The 21,683-nt window shown below is 33.6% G+C and carries 20 protein-coding genes, 1 pseudogene and 1 riboswitch; of the genes and pseudogenes, 8 read left to right on the forward strand and 13 right to left on the reverse strand.

Features of this window, described 5'->3' with window-relative positions; all coding sequences use genetic code 11:
* Positions 1-152: 152 nt before the first annotated feature.
* From rlmN to G7082_RS13475, 10 genes and pseudogenes are all read right to left on the reverse strand, one after another.
* Positions 153-1,211 (reverse strand): dual-specificity RNA methyltransferase RlmN, encoded by a 1,059-nt coding sequence (rlmN, locus tag G7082_RS13430; protein ID WP_166035715.1) that lies wholly within the window; start codon positions 1,209-1,211, stop codon positions 153-155.
* 136 nt (positions 1,212-1,347) lie between these two features.
* Positions 1,348-2,010 (reverse strand): DNA alkylation repair protein, encoded by a 663-nt coding sequence (locus tag G7082_RS13435; RefSeq protein ID WP_338064233.1) that lies wholly within the window; start codon positions 2,008-2,010, stop codon positions 1,348-1,350.
* Positions 1,994-2,986, reverse strand: a complete 993-nt coding sequence (locus tag G7082_RS13440) for a sensor histidine kinase (RefSeq protein ID WP_166035716.1) — start codon at positions 2,984-2,986, stop codon at positions 1,994-1,996. Before G7082_RS13440 ends, G7082_RS13435 begins: the two co-directional genes overlap by 17 nt.
* Before the next feature lie 3 nt (positions 2,987-2,989).
* Positions 2,990-3,682 (reverse strand): response regulator transcription factor, encoded by a 693-nt coding sequence (locus tag G7082_RS13445; RefSeq protein ID WP_166035717.1) that lies wholly within the window; start codon positions 3,680-3,682, stop codon positions 2,990-2,992.
* Positions 3,683-3,796: 114 nt separating this feature from the next.
* Positions 3,797-5,151: pseudogene (gene fumC, locus G7082_RS13450) on the reverse strand (class II fumarate hydratase).
* A 1-nt stretch (position 5,152) separates the two neighbouring features.
* Positions 5,153-6,349, reverse strand: coding sequence for an NAD(P)-dependent malic enzyme (locus tag G7082_RS13455; RefSeq protein WP_338064234.1), 1,197 nt, complete (start codon positions 6,347-6,349; stop codon positions 5,153-5,155).
* Between the two features lie 14 nt (positions 6,350-6,363).
* The gene (locus G7082_RS13460; protein WP_166035718.1) at positions 6,364-7,731 is read right to left on the reverse strand and encodes an aspartate ammonia-lyase; all 1,368 of its coding nucleotides are present in this window, start codon (positions 7,729-7,731) and stop codon (positions 6,364-6,366) included.
* Positions 7,732-7,758: 27 nt separating this feature from the next.
* The gene (locus tag G7082_RS13465; RefSeq protein WP_166035719.1) at positions 7,759-8,724 is read right to left on the reverse strand and encodes an asparaginase; all 966 of its coding nucleotides are present in this window, start codon (positions 8,722-8,724) and stop codon (positions 7,759-7,761) included.
* A gap of 154 nt (positions 8,725-8,878) precedes the next feature.
* Positions 8,879-9,034, reverse strand: coding sequence for a hypothetical protein (locus G7082_RS13470; protein WP_166035720.1), 156 nt, complete (start codon positions 9,032-9,034; stop codon positions 8,879-8,881).
* A 20-nt stretch (positions 9,035-9,054) separates the two neighbouring features.
* Positions 9,055-11,190 carry a helix-turn-helix transcriptional regulator gene (locus tag G7082_RS13475; protein ID WP_166035721.1) on the reverse strand — a complete coding sequence of 712 codons (2,136 nt, stop codon included), beginning with the start codon at positions 11,188-11,190 and terminating at the stop codon, positions 9,055-9,057.
* A 126-nt stretch (positions 11,191-11,316) separates the two neighbouring features.
* Positions 11,317-11,421: riboswitch (TPP riboswitch) on the forward strand.
* Between the two features lie 64 nt (positions 11,422-11,485).
* Between G7082_RS13475 and G7082_RS13480 the strand changes: the two genes are divergently transcribed.
* The 5 genes from G7082_RS13480 to G7082_RS13500 are packed head-to-tail and all read left to right on the forward strand — an operon-like array spanning position 11,486 to position 15,435.
* Entirely contained in the window at positions 11,486-12,247 is a 762-nt protein-coding gene (locus G7082_RS13480; protein ID WP_166035722.1) for an ABC transporter permease, read from the forward strand.
* Entirely contained in the window at positions 12,240-13,250 is a 1,011-nt protein-coding gene (locus G7082_RS13485) for an ABC transporter substrate-binding protein (protein WP_275115394.1), read from the forward strand. The genes G7082_RS13480 and G7082_RS13485 overlap by 8 nt, the downstream gene beginning before the upstream one ends.
* A 2-nt stretch (positions 13,251-13,252) precedes the next feature.
* Entirely contained in the window at positions 13,253-13,990 is a 738-nt protein-coding gene (locus G7082_RS13490) for an ABC transporter ATP-binding protein (RefSeq protein ID WP_166035723.1), read from the forward strand.
* A 3-nt stretch (positions 13,991-13,993) separates the two neighbouring features.
* Entirely contained in the window at positions 13,994-14,707 is a 714-nt protein-coding gene (locus tag G7082_RS13495; RefSeq protein ID WP_166035724.1) for a TatD family hydrolase, read from the forward strand.
* An 11-nt stretch (positions 14,708-14,718) separates the two neighbouring features.
* A complete protein-coding gene (locus tag G7082_RS13500) occupies positions 14,719-15,435 on the forward strand; it encodes an HAD-IIB family hydrolase (RefSeq protein WP_166035725.1) in 717 nt (238 codons plus the stop codon).
* Positions 15,436-15,489: 54 nt separating this feature from the next.
* Here the strand turns inward: G7082_RS13500 and G7082_RS13505 are convergent, their stop codons facing one another.
* The 3 genes from G7082_RS13505 to G7082_RS13515 form a co-directional block, all read right to left on the reverse strand.
* The gene (locus tag G7082_RS13505) at positions 15,490-16,587 is read right to left on the reverse strand and encodes a Glu/Leu/Phe/Val dehydrogenase (RefSeq protein ID WP_166035726.1); all 1,098 of its coding nucleotides are present in this window, start codon (positions 16,585-16,587) and stop codon (positions 15,490-15,492) included.
* A gap of 145 nt (positions 16,588-16,732) precedes the next feature.
* The gene (locus G7082_RS13510) at positions 16,733-17,887 is read right to left on the reverse strand and encodes an MFS transporter (RefSeq protein WP_166035727.1); all 1,155 of its coding nucleotides are present in this window, start codon (positions 17,885-17,887) and stop codon (positions 16,733-16,735) included.
* Positions 17,888-17,913: 26 nt separating this feature from the next.
* Complete coding sequence (locus tag G7082_RS13515) at positions 17,914-18,750, reverse strand: bifunctional 5,10-methylenetetrahydrofolate dehydrogenase/5,10-methenyltetrahydrofolate cyclohydrolase (RefSeq protein WP_166035728.1); 837 nt, start codon at positions 18,748-18,750, stop codon at positions 17,914-17,916.
* 210 nt (positions 18,751-18,960) lie between these two features.
* Here G7082_RS13515 and G7082_RS13520 point away from each other — a divergent pair, with 210 nt between their 5' ends.
* The 3 genes from G7082_RS13520 to G7082_RS13530 all read left to right on the forward strand — a co-directional run bounded on the left by G7082_RS13520 (position 18,961) and on the right by G7082_RS13530 (position 21,576).
* The gene (locus G7082_RS13520) at positions 18,961-20,139 is read left to right on the forward strand and encodes an FtsW/RodA/SpoVE family cell cycle protein (protein ID WP_166035729.1); all 1,179 of its coding nucleotides are present in this window, start codon (positions 18,961-18,963) and stop codon (positions 20,137-20,139) included.
* A 165-nt stretch (positions 20,140-20,304) separates the two neighbouring features.
* Complete coding sequence (locus G7082_RS13525) at positions 20,305-20,607, forward strand: hypothetical protein (RefSeq protein WP_166035730.1); 303 nt, start codon at positions 20,305-20,307, stop codon at positions 20,605-20,607.
* Between the two features lie 12 nt (positions 20,608-20,619).
* Positions 20,620-21,576 carry a LacI family DNA-binding transcriptional regulator gene (locus G7082_RS13530; RefSeq protein WP_166035731.1) on the forward strand — a complete coding sequence of 319 codons (957 nt, stop codon included), beginning with the start codon at positions 20,620-20,622 and terminating at the stop codon, positions 21,574-21,576.
* Positions 21,577-21,683: the final 107 nt, after the last annotated feature.

Genomic DNA, 21,683 nt, shown 5'->3' on the forward strand with positions numbered 1-21,683 from the left:
TTCAAATTAACCACCCCTTTAATGTTATCACTAAAAACAAAATATGAATAACGTCTCATTTGATTTTAATGTATTGGAAAGAGCTTACCAAATTGCTTACTTAAAGTCAATAAAAAAAGAAACAGAATGTTATATTCCGTTTCTTTTTTGAATTATTTTTTCTTTTTCATCTGTTTACTTCTTAGCTGACCACATGCTGCATCAATATCTGTACCGAATTCTTGACGAATCACCGCGTTAATATTATTTTTTTGTAACACATCATAAAATGCAACAATGTCTTTTTTGGTGCTTCGTTGGTAATTATCATGTTCACTTACTGGATTATAAGGAATCAAGTTAACATACGTTAATTTTTTCTTATCGCTTAACAAATCAGCTAACTGTTGGGCATGCTCCGGACGATCATTAACATTTGATAGCATGATATATTCAAAGGTCACTCGTCGATTTGTCTCTGCGATGTAAAAATCAACTGCGTCCATTAATTTTTCCAATGGATAGGCTTTGTTAATAACCATCATCGCTGTTCTCACGTCATTATTAGGCGCATGAAGGGAAATAGCCAAGTTAACTTGTAACCCGTTTGTCGCAAATTTCTTGATTTTTGGCACTAAACCACTTGTTGAAACAGTCATATGTCTTGCTCCAATCGCTAGACCATTTGAATCATTCATAATGTGTAAGAAATTCATCACGTTATCGTAATTATCAAAAGGTTCACCAATTCCCATTACCACAATATGACTGACACGTTCACCTTGTTCTCTTTGATCAAAGTAATGTTGAACTTGCATAATTTGAGCAACAATTTCTCCAGCTGTAAGATTTCTTTGTTTTTTGAGTAATCCACTCGCACAGAAAGAACAACCAATATTACAACCGATTTGTGTTGTCACGCAGACAGAAAAACCGTATTTTTGGCGCATTAACACCGTTTCAATCATGTGTTTGTCTTCTAATTCAAATAAATATTTAACTGTTCCGTCATTTGATTCTTGAACAACGACTTCATTTAAAGGATTAATGATGAATTCTGCTTCCAATTTAGCTAATAAATCCTTAGAGATGTTCTTCATTTCACTAAATTCACGAACTCTTTTTTGATATAACCAATCCCAAATTTGACTGCCTCTAAATTTCTTTTCGCCGTTATTTACTAACCATTGATTCAACTCTTCTTGAGTTAATCCATAAATAGATGGTTTCATTTTTTAATTCCTACTTTCCAAAGTTTGTAGACTTTATCACTATAAAGGAAAACAACTCCTAATGCAATAATTTACCGGTAAATGAACTTGATAAATCCTTACTTTTTCGATTGACCAACAGGAAAAAGAAATTTTTTTAAAGGTTCTTATTTAACAACTTAAGAGCCTCTTTTTGTGCAAAAATGGTAAGCTCATTTTCCTCAACAAAAGCTATGACCCATTCCGGATTTGTTTTAGCGTATTGTCTCAGTGACCAACCGATTGCTTTTTGAATAAAAAATTCATCTGTTCTAATATCATACCAAATAGCTTTACTTAATAAGTCTGTATTGGTCAGCTCTTTTTCCATTAATTGTAAATTAATAGCCACTCGTCTCATCCATAAATTATCATGACCATAAAAATAATCAAAAACTTTTTCTTTGTCTTCAGGATACTTTTTGATATATAAACCATAAATTTTTCGCCAAGCATCCACTGTATCCCACCAAGACTTCTCCTGAATAAATTTCGTATACTTTTCTAATTCTTCCCAAGATAATCGTTTAAAATTGGCTTCACACATATCAATTGCTACATTTTGATATTCTCTTTCTTCTCTCTCATATAATTCTCTAATCATTTCAAAAAGCTCTTCAAGCGAAACCTTCTTGCTTTGACTAATCAGCTCTTTACTTTGTTCTCTACGAGCAACTGCTTTAACACCAACAAAAGAATAACGATTTTTCATATAATTTTCCATTGGTATTTTATTTTCAGCTAAGCCTTGTAGCTCAAATTCTCTAATCAATTGCCTCACTCCTTATATTATTCAGATGGATAATCATCACAGTTCCTTTATTCACTTTTGATTCAACAGAAATCCGGTGATTTAATTTTAAACAGACTTGTTGCGTTAAATATAATCCCATGCCTGTCGCTTCTTGAATTTCTCGCCCTGTTTTCCCTGTAAAAAAGGGACGGAAAATTCTTGGTAAATTACTTTGAGAAATCCCCATTCCATAATCTTTAATCATTACTTGAATTTCTTCTGAAGTTTCTACTGCTTTGATCTCCAAACGATGCTCATTTTTTTCTGTGTATTTAATACTATTTAAAATTATTTGAGTTAAGCAAAAACCTAACCATTTTTGATCGGACTCAATAAACAAATCCTTTTCAATTAATACTTTCGGGTAAATTTCATTTCTAATTAGATTTCTTTTCTGTTCATTTAAAATTTTTACAACTAGCTCTCTAATATTCACTTTCTCAATCATTAAATCATGTTGAAAAGCATCTAATCTCGCCATATTTAACGCAAGATTAAGACCTTCTTTTAGTTTATCTATTTCTTCTAATAAACTATCTTTTTCATAATTATCACCATCAATCATTAATTCCATCACAGTGATTGGCGTTTTCATTTGATGCACCCATTCGTACATAAAGTTTTGATGATCTGCCATTTTATTTTTGTAACCTTTAATTTCTTGATAGTAGTTTAATTGCTCCTTTGACATTAATCGATATAAGTCATTTGACAAGGTTGACCCATCTTCTGCTAATTTTTCGATGGAGCTACCCTTTTTTAAAGATAGCAAAGAGTATAATTGCCGTTGCCTAAACCAGGTAATCCCAAGCAAAGAAATAGTCGATACCAGAATTAGAAGACACCCATAAATTAAAATATTCCAATTGTGGTAACCATCCAAATACATTAAACTCATAAACAAACTAATCACGATAATAACTAATAACAAATAAGGTAAATGGTGTTTTATATATCGTTTCATTATTTACTCGCTCATCGATAAAACCAATCGATATCCCTTCCCACGGACTGTTAAAATACTGTCCTCTAATCCTAAACAATCCATTTTCTTTCTTAACCTCGTCATATTAACTGAAAGTGTATTATCATCCACAAAGGACTCCACATCCCAAATCTTAGCAAGTAATTCTTGCCTTGAAATGACTTCTGGATACTTACTTAGTAACGTTTCTAAAAGTTGCCCTTCTTTTTGGGAAAGCAGTTCTGTTTGGTTATTACATTTAACCTCCAAACGCTCCGGATAAAAAGTAATACCTTTTTGTTTAATAATGCGTTCTTCTTTTAAATCCGAATACTCTCCGTAAGCCCTTCTTAAATGAGATTTAACTTTTGCGATAAGTAGTTCATATGAAAATGGCTTCACTAAATAATCATCTCCACCATATTCTAAAGCCATTACCTGATCCATTTGACCATCTCTGGCGGATATAAATATAATCGGGGATTTAGATTTCTTTCTGATTTGAGTGGTCCAATAAAAACCGTCAAAATACGGAATATTGATATCCATCAAAATCAAATGAGCTTCACTTTTTTCAAACAACTCCCCTACTTTTTCAAAGTCATCTATTGCACAAACATCATATTGGTATTTTTCTAAATGAGTTTTGATTAACCCTCTAAGTTTTGTATCATCTTCAACTAAAAATATTTTCATTTTGTCACCAACTTTATTATTGTTCCTTTCATTTTACTATATATATTGCTCAACCGACAAAAAAGTAAGAATAAATCACAAAAAATACTGTGACCCATTCTTACTTTTAGTTTTTTATATCATTTTTTCTGGTTTAACCCAATTTGAAAACTCTTCTTCTGTCGCATATTCTAATTTTAATACTGCTTCTTTTAAAGATAACTTTTCTTTATGGGCAAATTTCGCTACTTCGGCACATTTTTCATACCCAATATGAGGGCTTAAAGCAGTCACTAACATCAATGAGTTATTAACTCCATCTGTCATAGCCCCTTTATCTGCCTTAACACCCACTAAGCAATGAATTCTAAATGAATACATCCCTTCTGTCAGTAGCTGTACACTCTCCAAAAAGTTATTAATAATTACAGGTTTAAAGACATTCAGTTCAAAGTTTCCTTGACTACTTGCTACTTGAATCGTTGTATCATTTCCCATAATTTGGCAAGCTATCATTGTTAAACTTTCAGCTTGAGTCGGATTAACTTTTCCTGGCATAATTGAGCTACCTGGTTCATTTTCTGGAATGGTAATCTCGCCTAATCCAGCTCTTGGTCCACTTGCTAACCATCTAATGTCATTGGCGATCTTCATTAAATCACTCGCCAAAGCTCGCAATGCCCGTGAGTAAAAGAAAGTCCTGAGTGACTTGTTAATCCGTAAAACTTGTTAGCTTCTGTTTCAAATGGATAGTTAGTGTGGTTGGCGATTTCTTGTGCCATTGCTACATCAAAACCATCAGGTGCATTTAAGCCTGTTCCAACTGCCGTGCCACCAATTGTTAAATGTTTTAATGATTCACTACTCATTTCAATAAAACTCTTCGCTTTTTCAATCATGGTTCTCCAACCACTAATTTCTTGCCCAAAGGTTAAAGGAGTGGCATCTTGTAAGTGAGTTCGACCAATTTTGATAATTTCTTTATTTTCTGACTCTAATTCGGCTAATAACTTAATCCATTCATCTAACTCTTTAAGAAGTGGTTGCAGCTCTAAGCAAGCAGCAATATGCATCGCTGTTGGAAACGTGTCATTCGAACTTTGGGACATATTCACATCATCATTTGGATGGATGTTGACACCTGATTCTGTACAAAGATGGGCAATCACTTCATTGGTATTCATGTTACTTTGCGTCCCACTACCTGTTTGATAGACTTTTAATGGAAACTCTTCATTCCATTTTCCTGACAAAATCTCATCACAGGCAGACTTAATCGCAACTTCTTTTTCTTCAGTTAATTTACCTAAACGGTGATTAACTACTGCAGCAGCACGTTTGATTTCAATTAAACCATAGATAACAGAAATCGGAATTTGATCCTTACTAATTTTGAAATTATCAATACTTCTTTGTGTTTGTGCTCCCCATTTATGATTAGTTGGTACCTTAACTTCTCCAAGTGAATCTTTTTCTATTCGATATGACACGTTAATTTCCCCCTGTGATTTCAGCAACACCTGTTGCAATAGCCGCTTTTGCGACCGCTGCTTCCACAGCACTAACCACGCGTTTATCAAAAGGATTAGGAATCACATACTCTGCTGATAACTCTTCCTCAGTAATTAAATTCGCAATGGCATACGCTGCTGCTTTCTTCATTTCTTCATTTATTTCACTGGCTCTAACACCTAAAGCGCCTTTAAATATTCCTGGAAAAGCAAGAACATTGTTAATTTGATTAGGAAAGTCAGAACGCCCTGTACCCATTACTTTAACACCAGCTTCAATTGCTTCGTCATACATAATTTCAGGAACTGGATTGGCCATAGCAAACACAATAGGATCTATGGCCATTGTGCGAACCATTTCAGGTGTTAAAATTCCCGGAACTGAAACACCTACGAAAATATCAGCCTCTTTAACCGCATCAACTAAACTACCTTTAATATTTCTAGGATTAGTGCTTTTAGCTAAATCAATTTTATGAGATTCCGTTAAATTTTCGCTTTCTAAATCTAAAATTCCAAATTGATCGCACGCAATAATATCAGTTGCGCCAAGTTCTTGTAATAATTTTATAATGGCTGTCCCTGCGGCACCTGGTCCATTCAAAACAATTTTGACATCTTCCATTTTTTTATTAACAATTTTTAAGCTGTTAATAATTCCTGAAGCCACAACAATGGCTGTTCCATGTTGATCATCATGAAAAACTGGGATATCAACTATTTCTTTTAATTTTCTTTCCACTTCAAAACAACGAGGTGCTGAGATATCTTCTAAATTAATCCCACCAAAACTATATTGCAAAGAGGCAATAATTTTAACTAACTTATCTGGATCTGTTTCATTTAGCACCAATGGATAAGAATCAATATCAGCAAATTCTTTAAACAAAATTGACTTCCCTTCCATAACAGGCATCGCTGCTCTTGGTCCAATATCGCCTAAACCTAACACTGCTGTCCCGTCAGAAATAACTGCTACCAGATTACCTCTTGACGTATATTTATAACTATCGGCTGGATTTTCAGCAATTTTTTTACAAGGTTCAGCGACACCCGGTGTATAAGCTAAAGCTAACTCTTCATTCGTTTTTACACTTAATTTGCTTTTAATTTCTAATTTCCCGTGATTTTCTTCATGTACTTTTAAGGCCGCTTCTTTAATATCCACTTCAGTCATCAATCCTTTTTAATCTATTTTACTAATGAAGCTACTTTTTCATGAGTTTCTATTTTTATCCCTTGGGCTTCTGCAATTTCACGAATCGTTTGTCCTGTCGTTAAACTCTCTTTCGCAATATCAGCTGCTCGAGTGTATCCGATTGTTTCTGAAAGAACGGTAGCTAAGTACGTGCTTCGTTCTAAATTATCAGAACATCTTTCTTTATTGGCTTCAATTCCTGATACGCAATGATCCACAAAGGTTGAAATACCATTGGTTAAAACTTGGAAAGACTCTAATAATTTATAGAAAACAACAGGTTCAAAGGCGTTTAATTCAAGTTGTCCTGCTTCTGCTGCTGAGCCAATAATCGCATTATTTCCCATTACCACAAAAGAACATTGCGTCACAACTTCTGGAATCACAGGATTAATTTTCCCTGGCATAATAGAAGAACCGTTTTGTCTGGCAGGAATCGTTATTTCTCCAATCCCTGAATTTGGACCTGAAGAAAGTAACCGAATATCGTTAGCGATTTTTGATAAACTAATGGCGATTGATTTTAAAACATCTGAAAGAATCACATATTGTTCGATATTTTGAGTGCCATCCACTAAATCATCTGAAGTTTGTAAATTTTGATTCGTTATTGTATTTAAATAGGGAATCACTGTCTGTGCTAACTCAGGATGAGCTGTAATTCCTGTTCCGATAGCAGTGCCACCCAAGTTAATAGTTTCCATTTCTTCCTTCACATGCTCTAAACGCTTAATATTTCTTTTTGTTACTGTATAATACGCATGGAATTCTTGTCCTAACGTAATTGGGACTGCATCGCTTAATTGAGTCCGACCCAATTTTAATACATCTTGAAACTCCAATGATTTTTCTTCAAACACATCTCTTAACCGCTCTAGTTGGTACATTAAATCTGGTATTTTTTTCAACATGGTTAATTTACCAGCTGTTGGGTAAACATCATTCGTTGACTGTCCTTTATTCACATCATCATTGGGATGAACGATTGAGAAATCACCTTTTTTACCACCTAAAAGCTCAATCGCACGGTTAGTTATGACCTCATTAACATTCATATTGCTACTTGTTCCAGCACCACCTTGTATCGGATCAACAATAAATTGATCATGAAGTTTACCAGAGATAATTTCGTCACTTGCTTGAATAATTGCTTTAACTTTTAAATCTGGTAATAGACCTAGTTTATGATTGGCTAAAGCAGTGGCTTTTTTGACTTGAGCTAAACTAATAATAAAGTCCTTATCAAGTCGTTGACTTGTAATTGGGAAGTTTATTTTCGCCCGTAAAGAATGAACCCCGTAGTAACTATCCGCAGGTACTTCTAATTCTCCAACACTATCTCTTTCTGTCCGATACATCATGTTAATTATCCCCTTTATATTTTTAGTTTATTCTGTCATAAACTGACGTAATTCATGATGTGATAAACGCGCGTTAAGACCGACTAGCATGCGCAATCTAGCTTTTGGTCCGGTTAATCCTTTAACAAACATGACACCTAGTTTTCTAAGCGGAATACCTCCACCTTCGTAATCATAAATATCTTGAGCAATTCCATTAGAACATCTTGAAACTAAAGCTACTGGAATCCCGTCATTTATCATCTCTTCTAAATTTTTCACCACATTAGGTGGCAAATTACCTGCACCCAACGCTTCAACAACGACACCATCGACCTTAGCATCCTTTAAAATTTCAAACAACATGGCATCCATTCCAGCATAAGCTTTTAAAAGAATGACTTTTCCTTCTACCGATGAAATCGATAAGGCATGATGTTCTACAACTTCTTTTAGGAAGATAACTTGGCGTTTTGAAATAATCCCAATCGGACCAAATGTTGGTGTTCTAAAGGTGTCAACACTTGTTGTATGTGTCTTTGTAACAAAACGACCTGCATGGATTTCATCATTCATCACAACTAACACGCCTTGATCTTTTGATTTATCATCTGAGGCAGTGATTATTGCTTGAACGTAGTTATAAAGTCCATCTGCGCCTAATTCATTACTTGAACGCATGGCTCCTGTTAAAACAACAGCTATTTCTTTTTTAAATGAAATATCAAGAAAATAAGCTGTTTCTTCTAAGGTATCTGTGCCATGAGTAATCACAACTCCATCAAAATTTTGGCCTTGAGCAATCTCAATTCGATTTTTTAAAATCAACATCTCATTAGGTGTAATATGTGGTGATGGTAAATTAAATATTTCTTCCACTTCTACTTGAATGTTATCAGGTAACAAATCCATCGTTTCCTTCAAAGGGTGTTGGCTAGATAAACCAACAGCTCCGTCTTTTTCTTGGGTCATGGAAATGGTTCCACCGGTATGTAATACTAAAACTTTTTTCATTAATTGCGCACCTCTTTAACGTTTTCACACTTCAATCATAGAATTATTCTTGTGAATTGTCGTGCCTTTTTTTGTTATTTATATGGTTTATATTTTCCTATTTGTAACTAATTTTTTGTAAAGGTCAAAATTAGACCTTCTTTTTTTAACCTTTTTAATCTTCTGTGATTCGGTTAATAATCACTAAGTAACATGCATTGATTTCTAATGAGGTTCTTTCTTCAATAACCCCATCATTCACTTCTATTTTTCTCATTTGAAAATCTGGTACTACAGATTGAAGTAGAAACTCTTGAATGTCTGTATCCATTTCAATCGTGCCACCAGCTTTTAACCATTGATTGTAAATCCCCCATGATTACTATCTAATAAAAATCGTTTCACTAAGTAGTTACCTTTCTTTAACTGATTAAACTTAAATATAGCTTCTTTTTTTGAAGTCTTCCACAAATTTTCATAAGCCGTATTAGCTGGATCAATGTAATAATAATTATAGAAAAGTAAATAGTAGGAATTAAATCGTTTGGTTAATATGTAGCGGTCCGTTTCACTAATTATTTGGTCTCCCACTCGCTCAAACAGAGTTAAAACAAAAAACAGAGGACGCCTTAATGGACCGTGTAAAAAGATAGATAAATTAGAATCTTGATTTCCGATATCTTGGCACAATTCACTTTCTAAATTAAGCCAAAAGCCAACGCCTTTCACTCTTGAAGATAACTGAACCAAAGACTTTAAAACAATTCCTGATCTAAAGAAAGTCCCACTCAAAACATGACTATCACTAGCAATAATATTCCATTCCGTCACTAAAATATCTGGCTGTCTTGAGATGCCTTGATAATTTGAAAGCCACAACAATAACTCATCTAATTTTTCAATAAACTCTAAATGATCTGATTCTTCCCGTTGACTTTTTAGGGCATAATCTCGGTAAGTAAAGGAAATAAAATGTGGCATTCTTTCCGTTTCAGCCATCCATTTATAGGCTTCTTTAAAGCACGTTTCTTCTTGATACGGATTGGTCACGCCTAAAAAACCTGTTGTAAAATTATTGTATAAAAAATCAAAAGCATAACGATAAAGTTCTTGGTAGCTAGCTAAAGAAATATCTCTTTCACTACTCAATTCCAAAAACCAGCCTGACTTAAAACTTGCTTCGAAATGAACATAACCTTGAATAACTTCTCTTAAATAAGCTAACTCTTTTTTCCAACTTTCCAGAGTAGTCTCTTTTTTTATCTCAAGAACAATCATTGGTTTAAGTCTCATTTCATTGATGAAACTAAACAAACGGTGGTTGTTAACATGTTTATCCATAATGACATAGTGCCTTTTATCAGACTCACTACACAAACCCGAAAAGCGAATATAGTCAAAAGGGATCTTTTCTTGTAATAACCTAATCTGATAACGAACGTCTTCTGAAATCCCGTTTTCAGCTAAACCAATATTAATAATTCGTTCTGGTTTCTTTAAAATTCCATAACTTTCTTTTTTTACATCTAATTGATATTGGCTAGGTAAATCTAAACTTTCTTTTTTCAAATTTTGATTTAACATGAATTGGGCGATAATCTGCAGCATTTCTTCTTTTGAAAAAATACTGTAATCCTCTGTCATCTCTCGATCAATTTTCAAGTCTTCTAATTTTGCTACTTCTTGCTTCCGGTAATTATGGGGTGTGATGCCATACTTTTCTTTAAACAATTTTGTAAATCGTTTACCCGTTGCAAAGCCATTATTTAAAGCAATGGTTAACACAGGAAGTCTAGAATTTCTAAGTTCTTCTACCCCATGTTTCAACCGAATATTATCCACATAATCCGAAAAATTAATACCTGTTTCTTCTTTAAAAAGTCTAGAAAGATAAGCTTCTGATAAGTACTCTTTTTGGGCGATATCTTTAAGTGAAATTCTTTGTTTATAGTACTCTTCCACGTACTCAATAATGGACATGATTTTCGGATGGTCACTCACTAATAATTGATTTTTTTTAACTGATTCTTCTATTAAAACAATCTTGTTTAAACCATCTAAAAACGAAAGTAAGTAAGTCATACTTTGAAACGGTCGATCTTTTGATTGGATATCAGAATACTCTAGGATTAAGCGAAACATCTTCTCAGATAATTTTTGTTTATCTTCTTCACTAAAATTTGCCAGTCTTTCATCACTAAAAAAAGGTCGCCAATCTTGACCAATCATTTTTTCGATTTCTGAAAAATAAAATGTTAAATGCAGTAATGAATTATGTTGCGTTGTTTGTTTTAAAACAAGTAACTCAGAACTGTTATTAATAACAAAGTTTCCTTCTTTTAATAAAAAGCTTGTTTGTTTATTTTTTTGACATAAAAAATCACCTTCTATGGCATAAAATAAACTAAATGAATGGCGATTGTTTTCATTCACCAATATCGAATTAACTTTAACTAATTGTGTGGCTAAACCTTGATGATATCCCATTCAAACCCCTCTTTATTTTTATATTTTCTATCCATAGTATAACGTTTTCTAATAATTACGCAAAACACTTTTTTAAGTCAATTGAGTTGACCGCTTACATTTTTTTGTGATACACTTCAACTACATTAGAATAAGCAGGGGAGGTCGTGTGACGGCCTGAGAGTAAGCTAAAGCTTAGACCCTTTGAACCTGTCGGTTAGAACCGTCGTAGGGAGTAATTAAGAGTACAAATCTGTATTTTTCGACAAGGTGAATTCATTTTCCTTGTCTTTTTTTATGCAAAAATTGAAACGAGGTGAAAAAAATAAATAAAAAAATACTCTACCCCATTATTAGCTTTTCAGTCATTATTTTACTTTGGGAAGGCTTAGGTCGAGCGTTTCATGTTCCACTATACGTTCTCCCCTTGCCCTCTCAAATTATTCAATCTTTACTAAGTGAAAAAGCAATTCTAATGAAGCATGCTTTGGTTACTACAAAAGAAGCTATCATTGGTTTAGTCTTAGCTGCTTTTTTAGCATTTTTCATTGCTATTTTGATGGACCGTTTTAAACAGTTACGTTTAATGTTCTATCCACACTTAGTTATTTCCCAAACCATTCCTGTCCTTGTGTTAGGACCAATTTTTTCAATTTGGTTTGGTTTTGGTTTAACGCCAAAGGTTCTCATTGTTATCCTAATGTGTTTTTTCCCAATTGTTGTGGCTTTTTCAGATGCTTTAAAAAATAGTAATCAAGAAAAAATTAATCTTTTAAAAACGTATGGTGCTAGTAACAAACAAATTTACAAAATGGTTAAAATACCTGAAGCGATGCCTGCATTTTTTTCTGGATTAAAAATTTCAGCGACTTACTGTGTTGGTGGTGCTATTGTTGGTGAATGGCTTAGTGCTTCTGCCGGTTTAGGTTACTACATGATTCGTGCAAAAAACGGCTATTTACTTGATAAAGTCTTTGCCACAGTTTTGGTCATAATGCTTTTAAGCTTAGTTCTTAATTTTTTAGTGTCTCAAATCGAAAAAATATTAATAAAAAAAAGGATGATTTCACGTGTTTAAATTTAAAAAAAGTTTAATTATAGGGATGTCTCTTCTAGGTTTATTTTTAATAGCTGGTTGTAGTTCAGGAAATAAGAAAGCAAGTAAAGATGAATTAAAGAAAGTAACATTGATCTTAGATTATCTACCTAATACAAACCATACTGGCATTTATGTAGCCAAAGAAAAAGGCTACTTTAAAGAAAAAGGGATTGATTTAGAGATTATTGAACCGGGTGAAAATAATACCAGTTTAGCTCTATTAGGTGCTGGAAAAGCTGATTTTGCCTTAAGTTACCAAGAAGATTTAACGTATGCTCAAACTTCAGATGCTCCCATCCCAGTTACAGCCATTGCCACAGTCTTGGAACATAACACTTCTGGCTTTGTTAGTTTAAAAAAAGACAACATTCAGTCTCCTAAAGATTTTGAAGGCAAAGTCTATGCTGGTTGGCAATCACCTAGTGAAGAAGCCATGCTTAAAGCTGTTATGACCAATGCTAATGCTGATTTTTCTAAATTATCGATTGTGGGAAATTCCGCAAATGGTGCCAGTGATTTAGGTAAAAATGTTAATCTAAAATGGTTCTTCGAAGGTTGGGATTTAACCAAAGCTAAGATGGATGGCTTTGATTTAAACTATCTACCACTGAAAGATTTAGATAAACGATTAGATTACTATACTCCGATTATCGTCACTCGTGATGAAACCATTGAAAAAGATTCACAACTTGTTAAAGATTTCTTATCCGCTTCTAAAAAAGGTTATCAAGATGCTATCAAAGAGCCTAAAGAAAGTGCCAAAATTCTTCACGAAGCAACGCCTGAGCAAGACTTAGAATTTTTAGAGAAATCGCAAGAATTCTTGTCTAAAAATTATACTTCTGACCCTAACAATTGGGGTGTCATGAAAGAAGAAGTTTGGACAAACTACACTGATTTTATGTTTGAAAACAAATTAATTAATCAAAAAATTGACTCAAACAAATTATTTACTAACGACTTTTTAACGAAGGATAAATAATTATGAACCAAATTATTTGTGAGAATTTAGGCTTAATTTATAAAAATCAATGGGTGTTCAAAGAGTTAAATTTTACGATTAACAAGAATGAATTTATTTCAATTGTTGGTCCTAGCGGTTGCGGTAAATCTAGTCTGCTTAATATTTTAGCTGGCACACTTGTTAGCTCATCGGGAAAAGTGATGGTCGATACTGAAGAAATCACTGGTTTAAATGCTCACTTTGCTTATATGCCACAAGACGATTTACTTTTCAACTCTAAAACTGTGGTTCAAAATATCTCTTTGTATCAAAAAATTCATAAACTAGAGATTAATCACGATCAAAATGAACAGCTTTTAAAAGAGTTTGGTCTATATGACGTTAAAGATAGTTACCCCGATGAGCTATCTGGTGGTATGAAACAACGCGTGGCTTTTCTTCGAACTGTTTTGGTTGACCGAGATATTTTATTACTCGATGAGCCTTTTGGTGCTTTAGACATTTTCACCCGCCAAACTTTACAAGATTGGTTAAAAAAAATTGCTAAACAGCTAAATAAAACCATTATTTTAGTAACTCATGATATTGATGAAGCCTTATATCTTTCTGACCGTATTTTTGTTATGGGAAATACACCAAGTTCTATCCTCTCAGAAGTGGATTTAACTGATCAAAATCAGACAAGAGAATGGCTCATCCAACAAGGTGAGTTGAAAGAGTCAATCTATAAAAAAATCAAACACACAAGTGAGGCATAAATTATGATTGACGCCCATTGTCATTTAGATGAGAATCAGACATTAATCGATTTACTAAAAGAGCATCACATTTCTGCCACTATTAATTGTCAATCCATTGAAGAGTGGCAAAGAAACAAGTTATTAACTCAAAACTCCCCCTTCCTAACCTTAAGTGCTGGTATTCACCCTTGGGATAGTGACAAAGTTTTATTTATGGATTTCTTACCTATTTTAAAGGAAACTCAAATTATTGGTGAAATCGGTATGGATAGGACTTGGACGAATGTACCATTAGATATCCAACAAGATGTTTTTACTCGGCAACTTGAATTGGCAAGTTCTTTAAAGAAGCCAGTCATTTTACATACGAAAGGACAAGAAGAGAAAATCGCCAAGATTATCAAAGATTACCCAAATACTTATCTTGTTCACTGGTATTCTTGCGATAGTTTTTTTAAATACTATCTCAAACTAGACTGCTATTTTACTATTGGTCCATCATTAAAGTATGATACAATCAGTCAAAAGATTGCTAAAGAGATACCCTTAAATCGCATCCTCTTTGAATCAGATGGTTTAGAGGCTTTAGCTTGGGCACATAATCTTTCCTATGAAAAGATTGATTACTTAAAACTTCAAGAAGACTCTTTAAGATATTTAAGCGATTTGAAAAGTATTTCTTATGACAATCTTTTAAATTTACTACAAAATAACTATGACAATTGGTTACGTTAGGAGAAAATAAAATGACTGTTGTATTTGACTTAGATGGAACAACTATCTTCAAAGGTAAAAAAATGACGGCTGACATTGCTTCAGCTATCTTAAAACTTAGCAAGAATAGAAAAGTTATTTTTGCTTCTGCAAGACCCATTCGAGATATGCTACCAGTTTTACCAGAAGACTTTCATGAGTTCACGTTAATTGGTGGTAACGGTGCCTTTATTAAAGATCAAGGGGAAATTACGACGACTGCCTTTTCTGAAAAAGAGAAAAACCTTATTTTTAAGTTAATCGAGAGTAATAACTTAAATTATATGGTTGATAGTTCTTGGGACTATTCTTATCAAGGAGACACGAATCATCCACTCTATTTAGGAATTGATCCTCATAAACAAGCAGAAAACAAAGAATTAAACGCTCTAAATCCAGTTGTAAAAGCAGTTCTTTTTACAATGGACGCAGGTATCATTGCAACACTTAAAGATGAAAATATCACTGTTCATTACCACGGAAGAGAGCATTTAATTGACCTGTCTCCTGCTGACATTTCTAAATGGACAGCTTTTAACTCACTTAACCTGAAAGATAAATTAACTATGTTTGGTAATGATGCTAATGACATTCCAATGTTTAAACAAGCCAATCAATCATTTATTATTGGAGATATACTTGACGAGAGTATTACAGGAACACGTTTAAGTAAAGATGCCGTTGCCCAGACTATTCTTTCTTTATGCTAAATATAAAAAATGATGAAGATGACTAAAAATCACCTTCATCATTTTTTACTATTTCTATCGTTTACAAATAGATGATTTTTCATTTTGTAAGAAAGTACTACGAACTTTTAAAATGTGTCCAATTCGCTCTTCTGCCAAATGATTGGCTGCTTCAACTGTAGTGATATTTTGTTCTTTGGCAATTCTAAACACATGGCCCATTTGATCATAAACAGCTTTAATTTTTAATAAAGCACGCTCTTCATTGTAACCACTTAATTCATCAGCTACATTGATTACGCCACCACTATTCACAATAAAATCTGGTGCATAAAGAATATTATGATCTTCTAGCATTTTATTATGTTTCAACCCTTCTGCTAGTTGATTATTTGCAGAACCACAAACTGCTTTTACTTTTAATTTAGGAATCGTCTCATCATTTAAAATAGCTCCTAAAGCACATGGCGCAAAAATATCCGCTTCCACTTCATAGATATCATTGATGCCCACACTGACTGCACCAAAGTTATCAACTGCACGTTTCACTGCGTCTTGGTTAATATCAGTAACAATCAACTGTCCACCTTCCTCATGAATTAAACGACATAATTCATAAGCAACATTTCCAACGCCTTGAACAGAGATTTTTTTATCTTTTAAAGAATCCGAACCAAATACTTCTTTTGCTGTGCGTTTCATTGAATAATAGATACCCAGTGCTGTTTTAGGACTTGGATTACCAGATGCCCCCACACGAGCCGTACTCCCTGTCACATAATCAGTCTCTAAATACATCGCATTCATGTCTTGCTCTGTTGTACCCACATCCTCAGCAATAATATAACGGCCATTTAAGCTTTCTACATAGCGGCCCATAGCACGAAATAGTGCTTCACTTTTATCTTTTTTTGGATCCCCAATGATAACAGACTTTCCGCCACCAATGTTTAGTCCTGCTGCTGCATTTTTATATGTCATTCCTTTAGATAAACGCAGTACATCTCTTAAGGCCTCTTCTTCTGTTTCGTAGGGCCACATACGGCAGCCACCAAGTGCTGGTCCTAAGGTTGTATCATGAATGGCAATAATTCCTTTTAATCCAGATTCCTTGTCTTGGCAAAATACCACCTGTTCATAATCATACAATTCCATCTCTTCAAATAAGTTCATAATAGAAATCCTCCTTATCAGTTCAAATAAAGAAAGCGCTTACTTTCACAAGTTAAGGGTATCATATATTCAAAAAGATAACCATTTAATATTCAACTTATGTGAACAATTCTAATTTTAGTCTAATAAAAAAGCCATGAAAATATCATGGCATTGTTGTTAATTTTTTGCGTAGTAATATTAAAAATATTAATAATAAAGCAAAAATGAATGTAAAAATATAAAACGGGAAGTATAGATTAGAGGTTCCACCTAAAAACGCCATCCCATTCATGACAAGTGGTGCTGTTAACACACCAAAATTACAACCTAAAAAGATAAAAGAAGTTAAAAATCTTGTCGGCATGCCACTTGCTATTTTTTCAATATGATTGAAAATGTAAGGAAGTACCCAAGCAACTGGAATACTTGAAATGAGTAATCCTACGACTAGTAATGAAAAAGATTGTTTAGAACTAGCAATCAATAAATTCGCCACTAAATTAACAATCACTGCTAAATAAAGAATACGATATTTTAAAAGAGACGCGATTTTTTGAAATAAGAACCCTGCAATAATTCCTAACACTGGCATTAAAGCCAAATAATTACTCGGGTTATATCCAGCACCCTTTAAATCAATCGCTAATGCAGGAAATCTAACGGCAATTGCAATGCTATTCATGACCATAATTGAAGCAAAAAAGAATGCTAACACGGGTAATATTTTTATCTTAACCTTTTTATCTGAGGCTACTTTTTCCTTTTTCACATCTGGAACAAATAAATAAAATAAAATCCCAACAGGAATCGCAAAAAGATAAATTAAATAAGAAAATTGCCAACCAACACTAAGTAACAAACCAGCAATAAACGTTAACGCCATTTGCCCAATACTTTCCATTGAATTTCTAATACCTAATAAAGCCATTCGCTGCTTCCCTGTAAAGAGTTCATTAATGTAATTAACCGCAGAGGATACATACAGTCCTAGTCCAGACCCTAAAATCAGGCGACTTACTAGAATAGCTTCATAACTATTAGGTGTAAAGACTGGTAAAACACCCCCGATAGCGACTAAAAACAGCCCTAATAACACGGTTGTCTTCATGCCAATTCGGCTAATAATAGCTGTTGATAATAACACAAAGGTCACCACTGTTAAACTTGGAATAGTGCTTAACAACTCACTCTGTGTTTGACTTAATGATAAATGTTCTTTGATATACGGTAGCGTTGCATTAATTGACATACCACTGGTTAAAAGCAGGGATAATCCCGATACTGCAAAAGGCGTTACCTTGTTTACTTTTTGATTCATAATACCCTACTTTCTCTTTGTTACTTCTACTTTTGTTGTTCATATGCTTCAAAAACATGGGTTGCTAAAACATAGGTTGTGACAGTGCCAACACCACCTGGAACTGGGGTCACACTAGCTGCTTTTTCTAGGACATCCTCAAAATTAACATCACCAACGAGACGACCTTTGTCATTAACATTAATTCCCACGTCAATAACCACTGCATCTTTTTTGACATGCTCTTCATTAATCAGATGAATCACACCTGTCGCAACGATTAAAACATCGGCTCTAGAGCTTTCTGCTTTTAAATCTTTTGTATATTCATTACAAACTGTGACAGTACTTCCTGCTTCCAAAAGAAGTAAAGTTAACGGCCGACCAATAACCATCCCGAAACCAACCATCACAATTGATTTTCCTTTTAATTCAATTCCAGCATAAGAAACAATCTTTAAAACGGCTTCAGCTGTACAAGGTAAGAAACCTTTAGGACCTTCTTGATAAATTTTAGCCATGTTAACCATGCCAATACAATCCACATCTTTCAATGAATCAATGGTTTGAATCACATGATCTAAAGATAAATGCTTCGGTAATGGCTTTAATAAAAGAATACTGTGTACCGATGAATCATGATTAATCTGATCAAACGCTGTATCAAAAGCTTCTTGTTCAATATTTTGATCATAGACATAAGAGACGCAATCAATTCCTAAAGGAACCAATTTTTTTATTACTGAACGTTCGTACGATATTTCACTTGGATGGTTTCCCACTCGAATTACTGCCAACCGTGGTTTTACTCCATCAGAAACTCTTTGACAGTTACTAATTAATAATGTTTGTGCAACATCTTGACCTTTAATAATATTTCCCACGCCGTCACATCCCTTTATTTTTTATCATCTTAATCATAGTGAAACTCTACAAATATTTCAATGAACTTTGCTATTTTCTCATAAAAAAAAATTTATTTATTAATTTTCTTTAAAATATCCTTTTTTTAGAAACTTATTTATGGAAACACTCGTGTCTTTTTACGGGATATGTTACACTAAATGCTGACCGAAAGGGAGTGTCACAAAGTTATGTTACATAAATTTAAATTTATTGATTTTAAAATTCTGATTCCATATATCATCTTAAACATCACTGGTATTATTATGATTTTCAGTGCCAGTTCCTATAATCTTGATCAGCGAGGACTCAGTTCTATATCCATCGCATCAAAACAATTGTTATTTTTAGTTATATCAATTTTACTGATTATTTTAATTTATCGAACGAGATTACAGCTTTATCAAACAGCCGTTTTTCACAAAATATTGATTGGTGCCTCTGCTCTCATTTTAATTTCTACATCCGTTTTAGGACTTGGAAATACGATTGGTGGGGCTCAGAGATGGATCAACATTGGGCCCATTAGTATTCAGCCTTCTGAGTTTATTATGGTAACGATTATTCTCTATGCGTCCTATATCTTTTCCAGGCGGCAAGAAAAAATTAATTCTCACTTTAAAGAAACTGTTCTAGCACCTAGTATCATTATTGGGATTCTTATTTTACTCGTATTTACTCAACCCAATGTTGGTGGAGCAACTATTTTGACCCTGATTTACTTAATCATCTTAATGGCAAGTGGCATCCCCTATCTATATATGATTGGCGGATTCAGTATTACTCTTGTTTTTAGTTTTATTATGACACAACTCGTTCTTTTTAAAGAGGGTTGGTTTATACCTGATCGTTATCATCATGTGTATGATCGTTTTTCGGTGGTTAAAAATCCATTTGAAGACCAACTAGATAACGGATTTCAATTAGTAAATTCTTACTTTGCTATCTTTAACGGTGGCTGGTTCGGACTTGGACTTGGTAAAAGTATTCAAAAAAAGGGGTTTTTACCTGTTGCTGAGACCGATTTTATTTTTTCAGTTACCATGGAAGAACTTGGCTTGATTCGTTCATTTATCATCTTAGGGATTCTACTCTTTCTGATTTTAAGAATTTTTGCGATTGGAATCAAAGCACAATCCCCCTTTAATTCATTAGTTTGTATCGGTATTGGCTCAGCAATTTTAATTCAAGTCTTTATTAATTTAGGCGGTATTTTGAGTATTATCCCAATGACAGGCGTTCCATTTCCATTTATGAGTTATGGAGGCTCGAATCTCTTAACCCTCTCTGTTATGATCGGATTTGTGTTAAATATTAGTGCCGATGAAAAGAGACGAAAAGTTTACGAAACAGCATTACAGTTGGTGTAATCAGAGTGGTGAAAAAAGTGCTTAGCTCCAAGCAGCTGGAGGAAATTAAATAATTTCAAAAAAGAAGGTGATTTTAATTCATCTTCTTTTTTTATCTTTTCTCTTGCTATGAGACGCGTTTCATAGATTATTGTGTAGTTAACAAACAATAAAGGAGACGATCAAATGAATGAAATGTACGGATTAGTTGAAGTTGAAAATGGAACGGAATTAGCTTTTTACTTTGTTTCGATTACAATTAATGAAAAAGCTGTGGTTTTAAGTGATAGAACTAATGGTAAAAAACCATTGAACTTGCATATTCCCTTAGGTGAAATTGAAAAGTTTAAAACGCAAACTATTTTTGGAACGGAAGAAATTTCTTTTTATTTTGATAATCATCAGTATAAATTTATTGAATATGGTAACCAAACCATCAAACGATTTGGTAAACTATTAGATGAAGTATTAAGTTTAGTCGTTTGCTAAAGGAGGACGTTTATGAGTATTAGAAAAATCGCTAAACTAGCTGGAGTATCCACCAGTACAGTCTCTCGGGTCATTAATCATCACCCCTATGTTAAGGAAGATAAGCGCCAGAGAGTTCTTGAAGTAATGAAGGAAATCGACTATGTTCCTAATCAGAATGCGATTAATTTAAGTAATGGTAAAAGCAATATCATCGGATTAGTCGTCCCTTACATTAGGAACTCTTGTTATGACCAACTCGTTGAAAGTATTTTAGAAGAGGCGACAAAAGAACATCAAAAAGTTATGATACTTCCCACTTATTTCGACCAAGAGTTAGAAAAAAACTACTATACCCTACTTCGAGATAAAACGGTAGACGGGATTATTGTCACTTCAAAAACTCAAGATGATGATTTTTTATCTGAATTAAGTCAATACGGACCTATTATAACGACTGAAAAAACAAGGTTTAACAGCACGCCTTCCGTCTATCCTGATCGAGTGTCTATGTTTGATTTAGCTTTTGATCATTTAGCAAAATTAACACAATACAAAAAGATTTTTGTGACGGTTCATCGTTCAAAATCCGCTAGTTATAGTACTGAAAGAAAAATGACTAGTTTTGCCAAATATTTTCCTCATTACCCAATTGAGGATGCTTTTCTGATTGGTTTGACTAATTTTGAGAATGGTTACATCTTAGGTCAAAAGTTGTTTGCTGAATTTAAAGAGCCATTTATTCTTTATGGTAATGGAGATGAAGTGGCTGCTGGTGTATATAAAGCGAGTTTAGAAACTAACTATCAAATGAATCGAGATTTTTATTTAATCAGTGAAGATAATCAGCTATTTAGTGATATTTTCTCAATTGACAGTCTTGATTTTCACTTAAAGGAAGTTGGTAAAAGAGCTGTTCATCATTTACTTAATCATGAAACAAGCAATCAAAAAATTATGGGCCATTTTGAAAAAAGACAAGAAGACTGATTTAAATACCAGTTTCCTTGTCTTTTTATTTAAAATAATCTTCTTTGATGACTGACACAATGATTTCATTATAATTTTCTCCTTTAAAAAAACAGAACAAAAGCGCC

The sequence above is a fragment of the Vagococcus hydrophili genome, from assembly GCF_011304195.1.
Lineage (GTDB): Bacteria > Bacillota > Bacilli > Lactobacillales > Vagococcaceae > Vagococcus > Vagococcus hydrophili.

Excerpts from the sequence above, each read along its gene's own strand:
- rlmN (WP_166035715.1), bottom strand. The coding sequence starts at position 1,211 with ATGAAACCATCTATTTATGGATTAACTCAAGAAGAGTTGAATCAATGG.
- G7082_RS13440 (WP_166035716.1), bottom strand. The coding sequence starts at position 2,986 with ATGAAACGATATATAAAACACCATTTACCTTATTTGTTATTAGTTATT.
- G7082_RS13445 (WP_166035717.1), bottom strand. The coding sequence starts at position 3,682 with ATGAAAATATTTTTAGTTGAAGATGATACAAAACTTAGAGGGTTAATC.
- G7082_RS13455 (WP_338064234.1), bottom strand. The coding sequence starts at position 6,349 with ATGACTGAAGTGGATATTAAAGAAGCGGCCTTAAAAGTACATGAAGAA.
- G7082_RS13460 (WP_166035718.1), bottom strand. The coding sequence starts at position 7,731 with ATGATGTATCGGACAGAAAGAGATAGTGTTGGAGAATTAGAAGTACCT.
- G7082_RS13465 (WP_166035719.1), bottom strand. The coding sequence starts at position 8,724 with ATGAAAAAAGTTTTAGTATTACATACCGGTGGAACCATTTCCATGACC.
- G7082_RS13470 (WP_166035720.1), bottom strand. The coding sequence starts at position 9,034 with ATGGATACAGACATTCAAGAGTTTCTACTTCAATCTGTAGTACCAGAT.
- G7082_RS13475 (WP_166035721.1), bottom strand. The coding sequence starts at position 11,190 with ATGGGATATCATCAAGGTTTAGCCACACAATTAGTTAAAGTTAATTCG.
- G7082_RS13490 (WP_166035723.1), top strand. The coding sequence starts at position 13,253 with ATGAACCAAATTATTTGTGAGAATTTAGGCTTAATTTATAAAAATCAA.
- G7082_RS13495 (WP_166035724.1), top strand. The coding sequence starts at position 13,994 with ATGATTGACGCCCATTGTCATTTAGATGAGAATCAGACATTAATCGAT.
- G7082_RS13500 (WP_166035725.1), top strand. The coding sequence starts at position 14,719 with ATGACTGTTGTATTTGACTTAGATGGAACAACTATCTTCAAAGGTAAA.
- G7082_RS13505 (WP_166035726.1), bottom strand. The coding sequence starts at position 16,587 with ATGAACTTATTTGAAGAGATGGAATTGTATGATTATGAACAGGTGGTA.
- G7082_RS13510 (WP_166035727.1), bottom strand. The coding sequence starts at position 17,887 with ATGAATCAAAAAGTAAACAAGGTAACGCCTTTTGCAGTATCGGGATTA.
- G7082_RS13520 (WP_166035729.1), top strand. The coding sequence starts at position 18,961 with ATGTTACATAAATTTAAATTTATTGATTTTAAAATTCTGATTCCATAT.
- G7082_RS13525 (WP_166035730.1), top strand. The coding sequence starts at position 20,305 with ATGAATGAAATGTACGGATTAGTTGAAGTTGAAAATGGAACGGAATTA.
- G7082_RS13530 (WP_166035731.1), top strand. The coding sequence starts at position 20,620 with ATGAGTATTAGAAAAATCGCTAAACTAGCTGGAGTATCCACCAGTACA.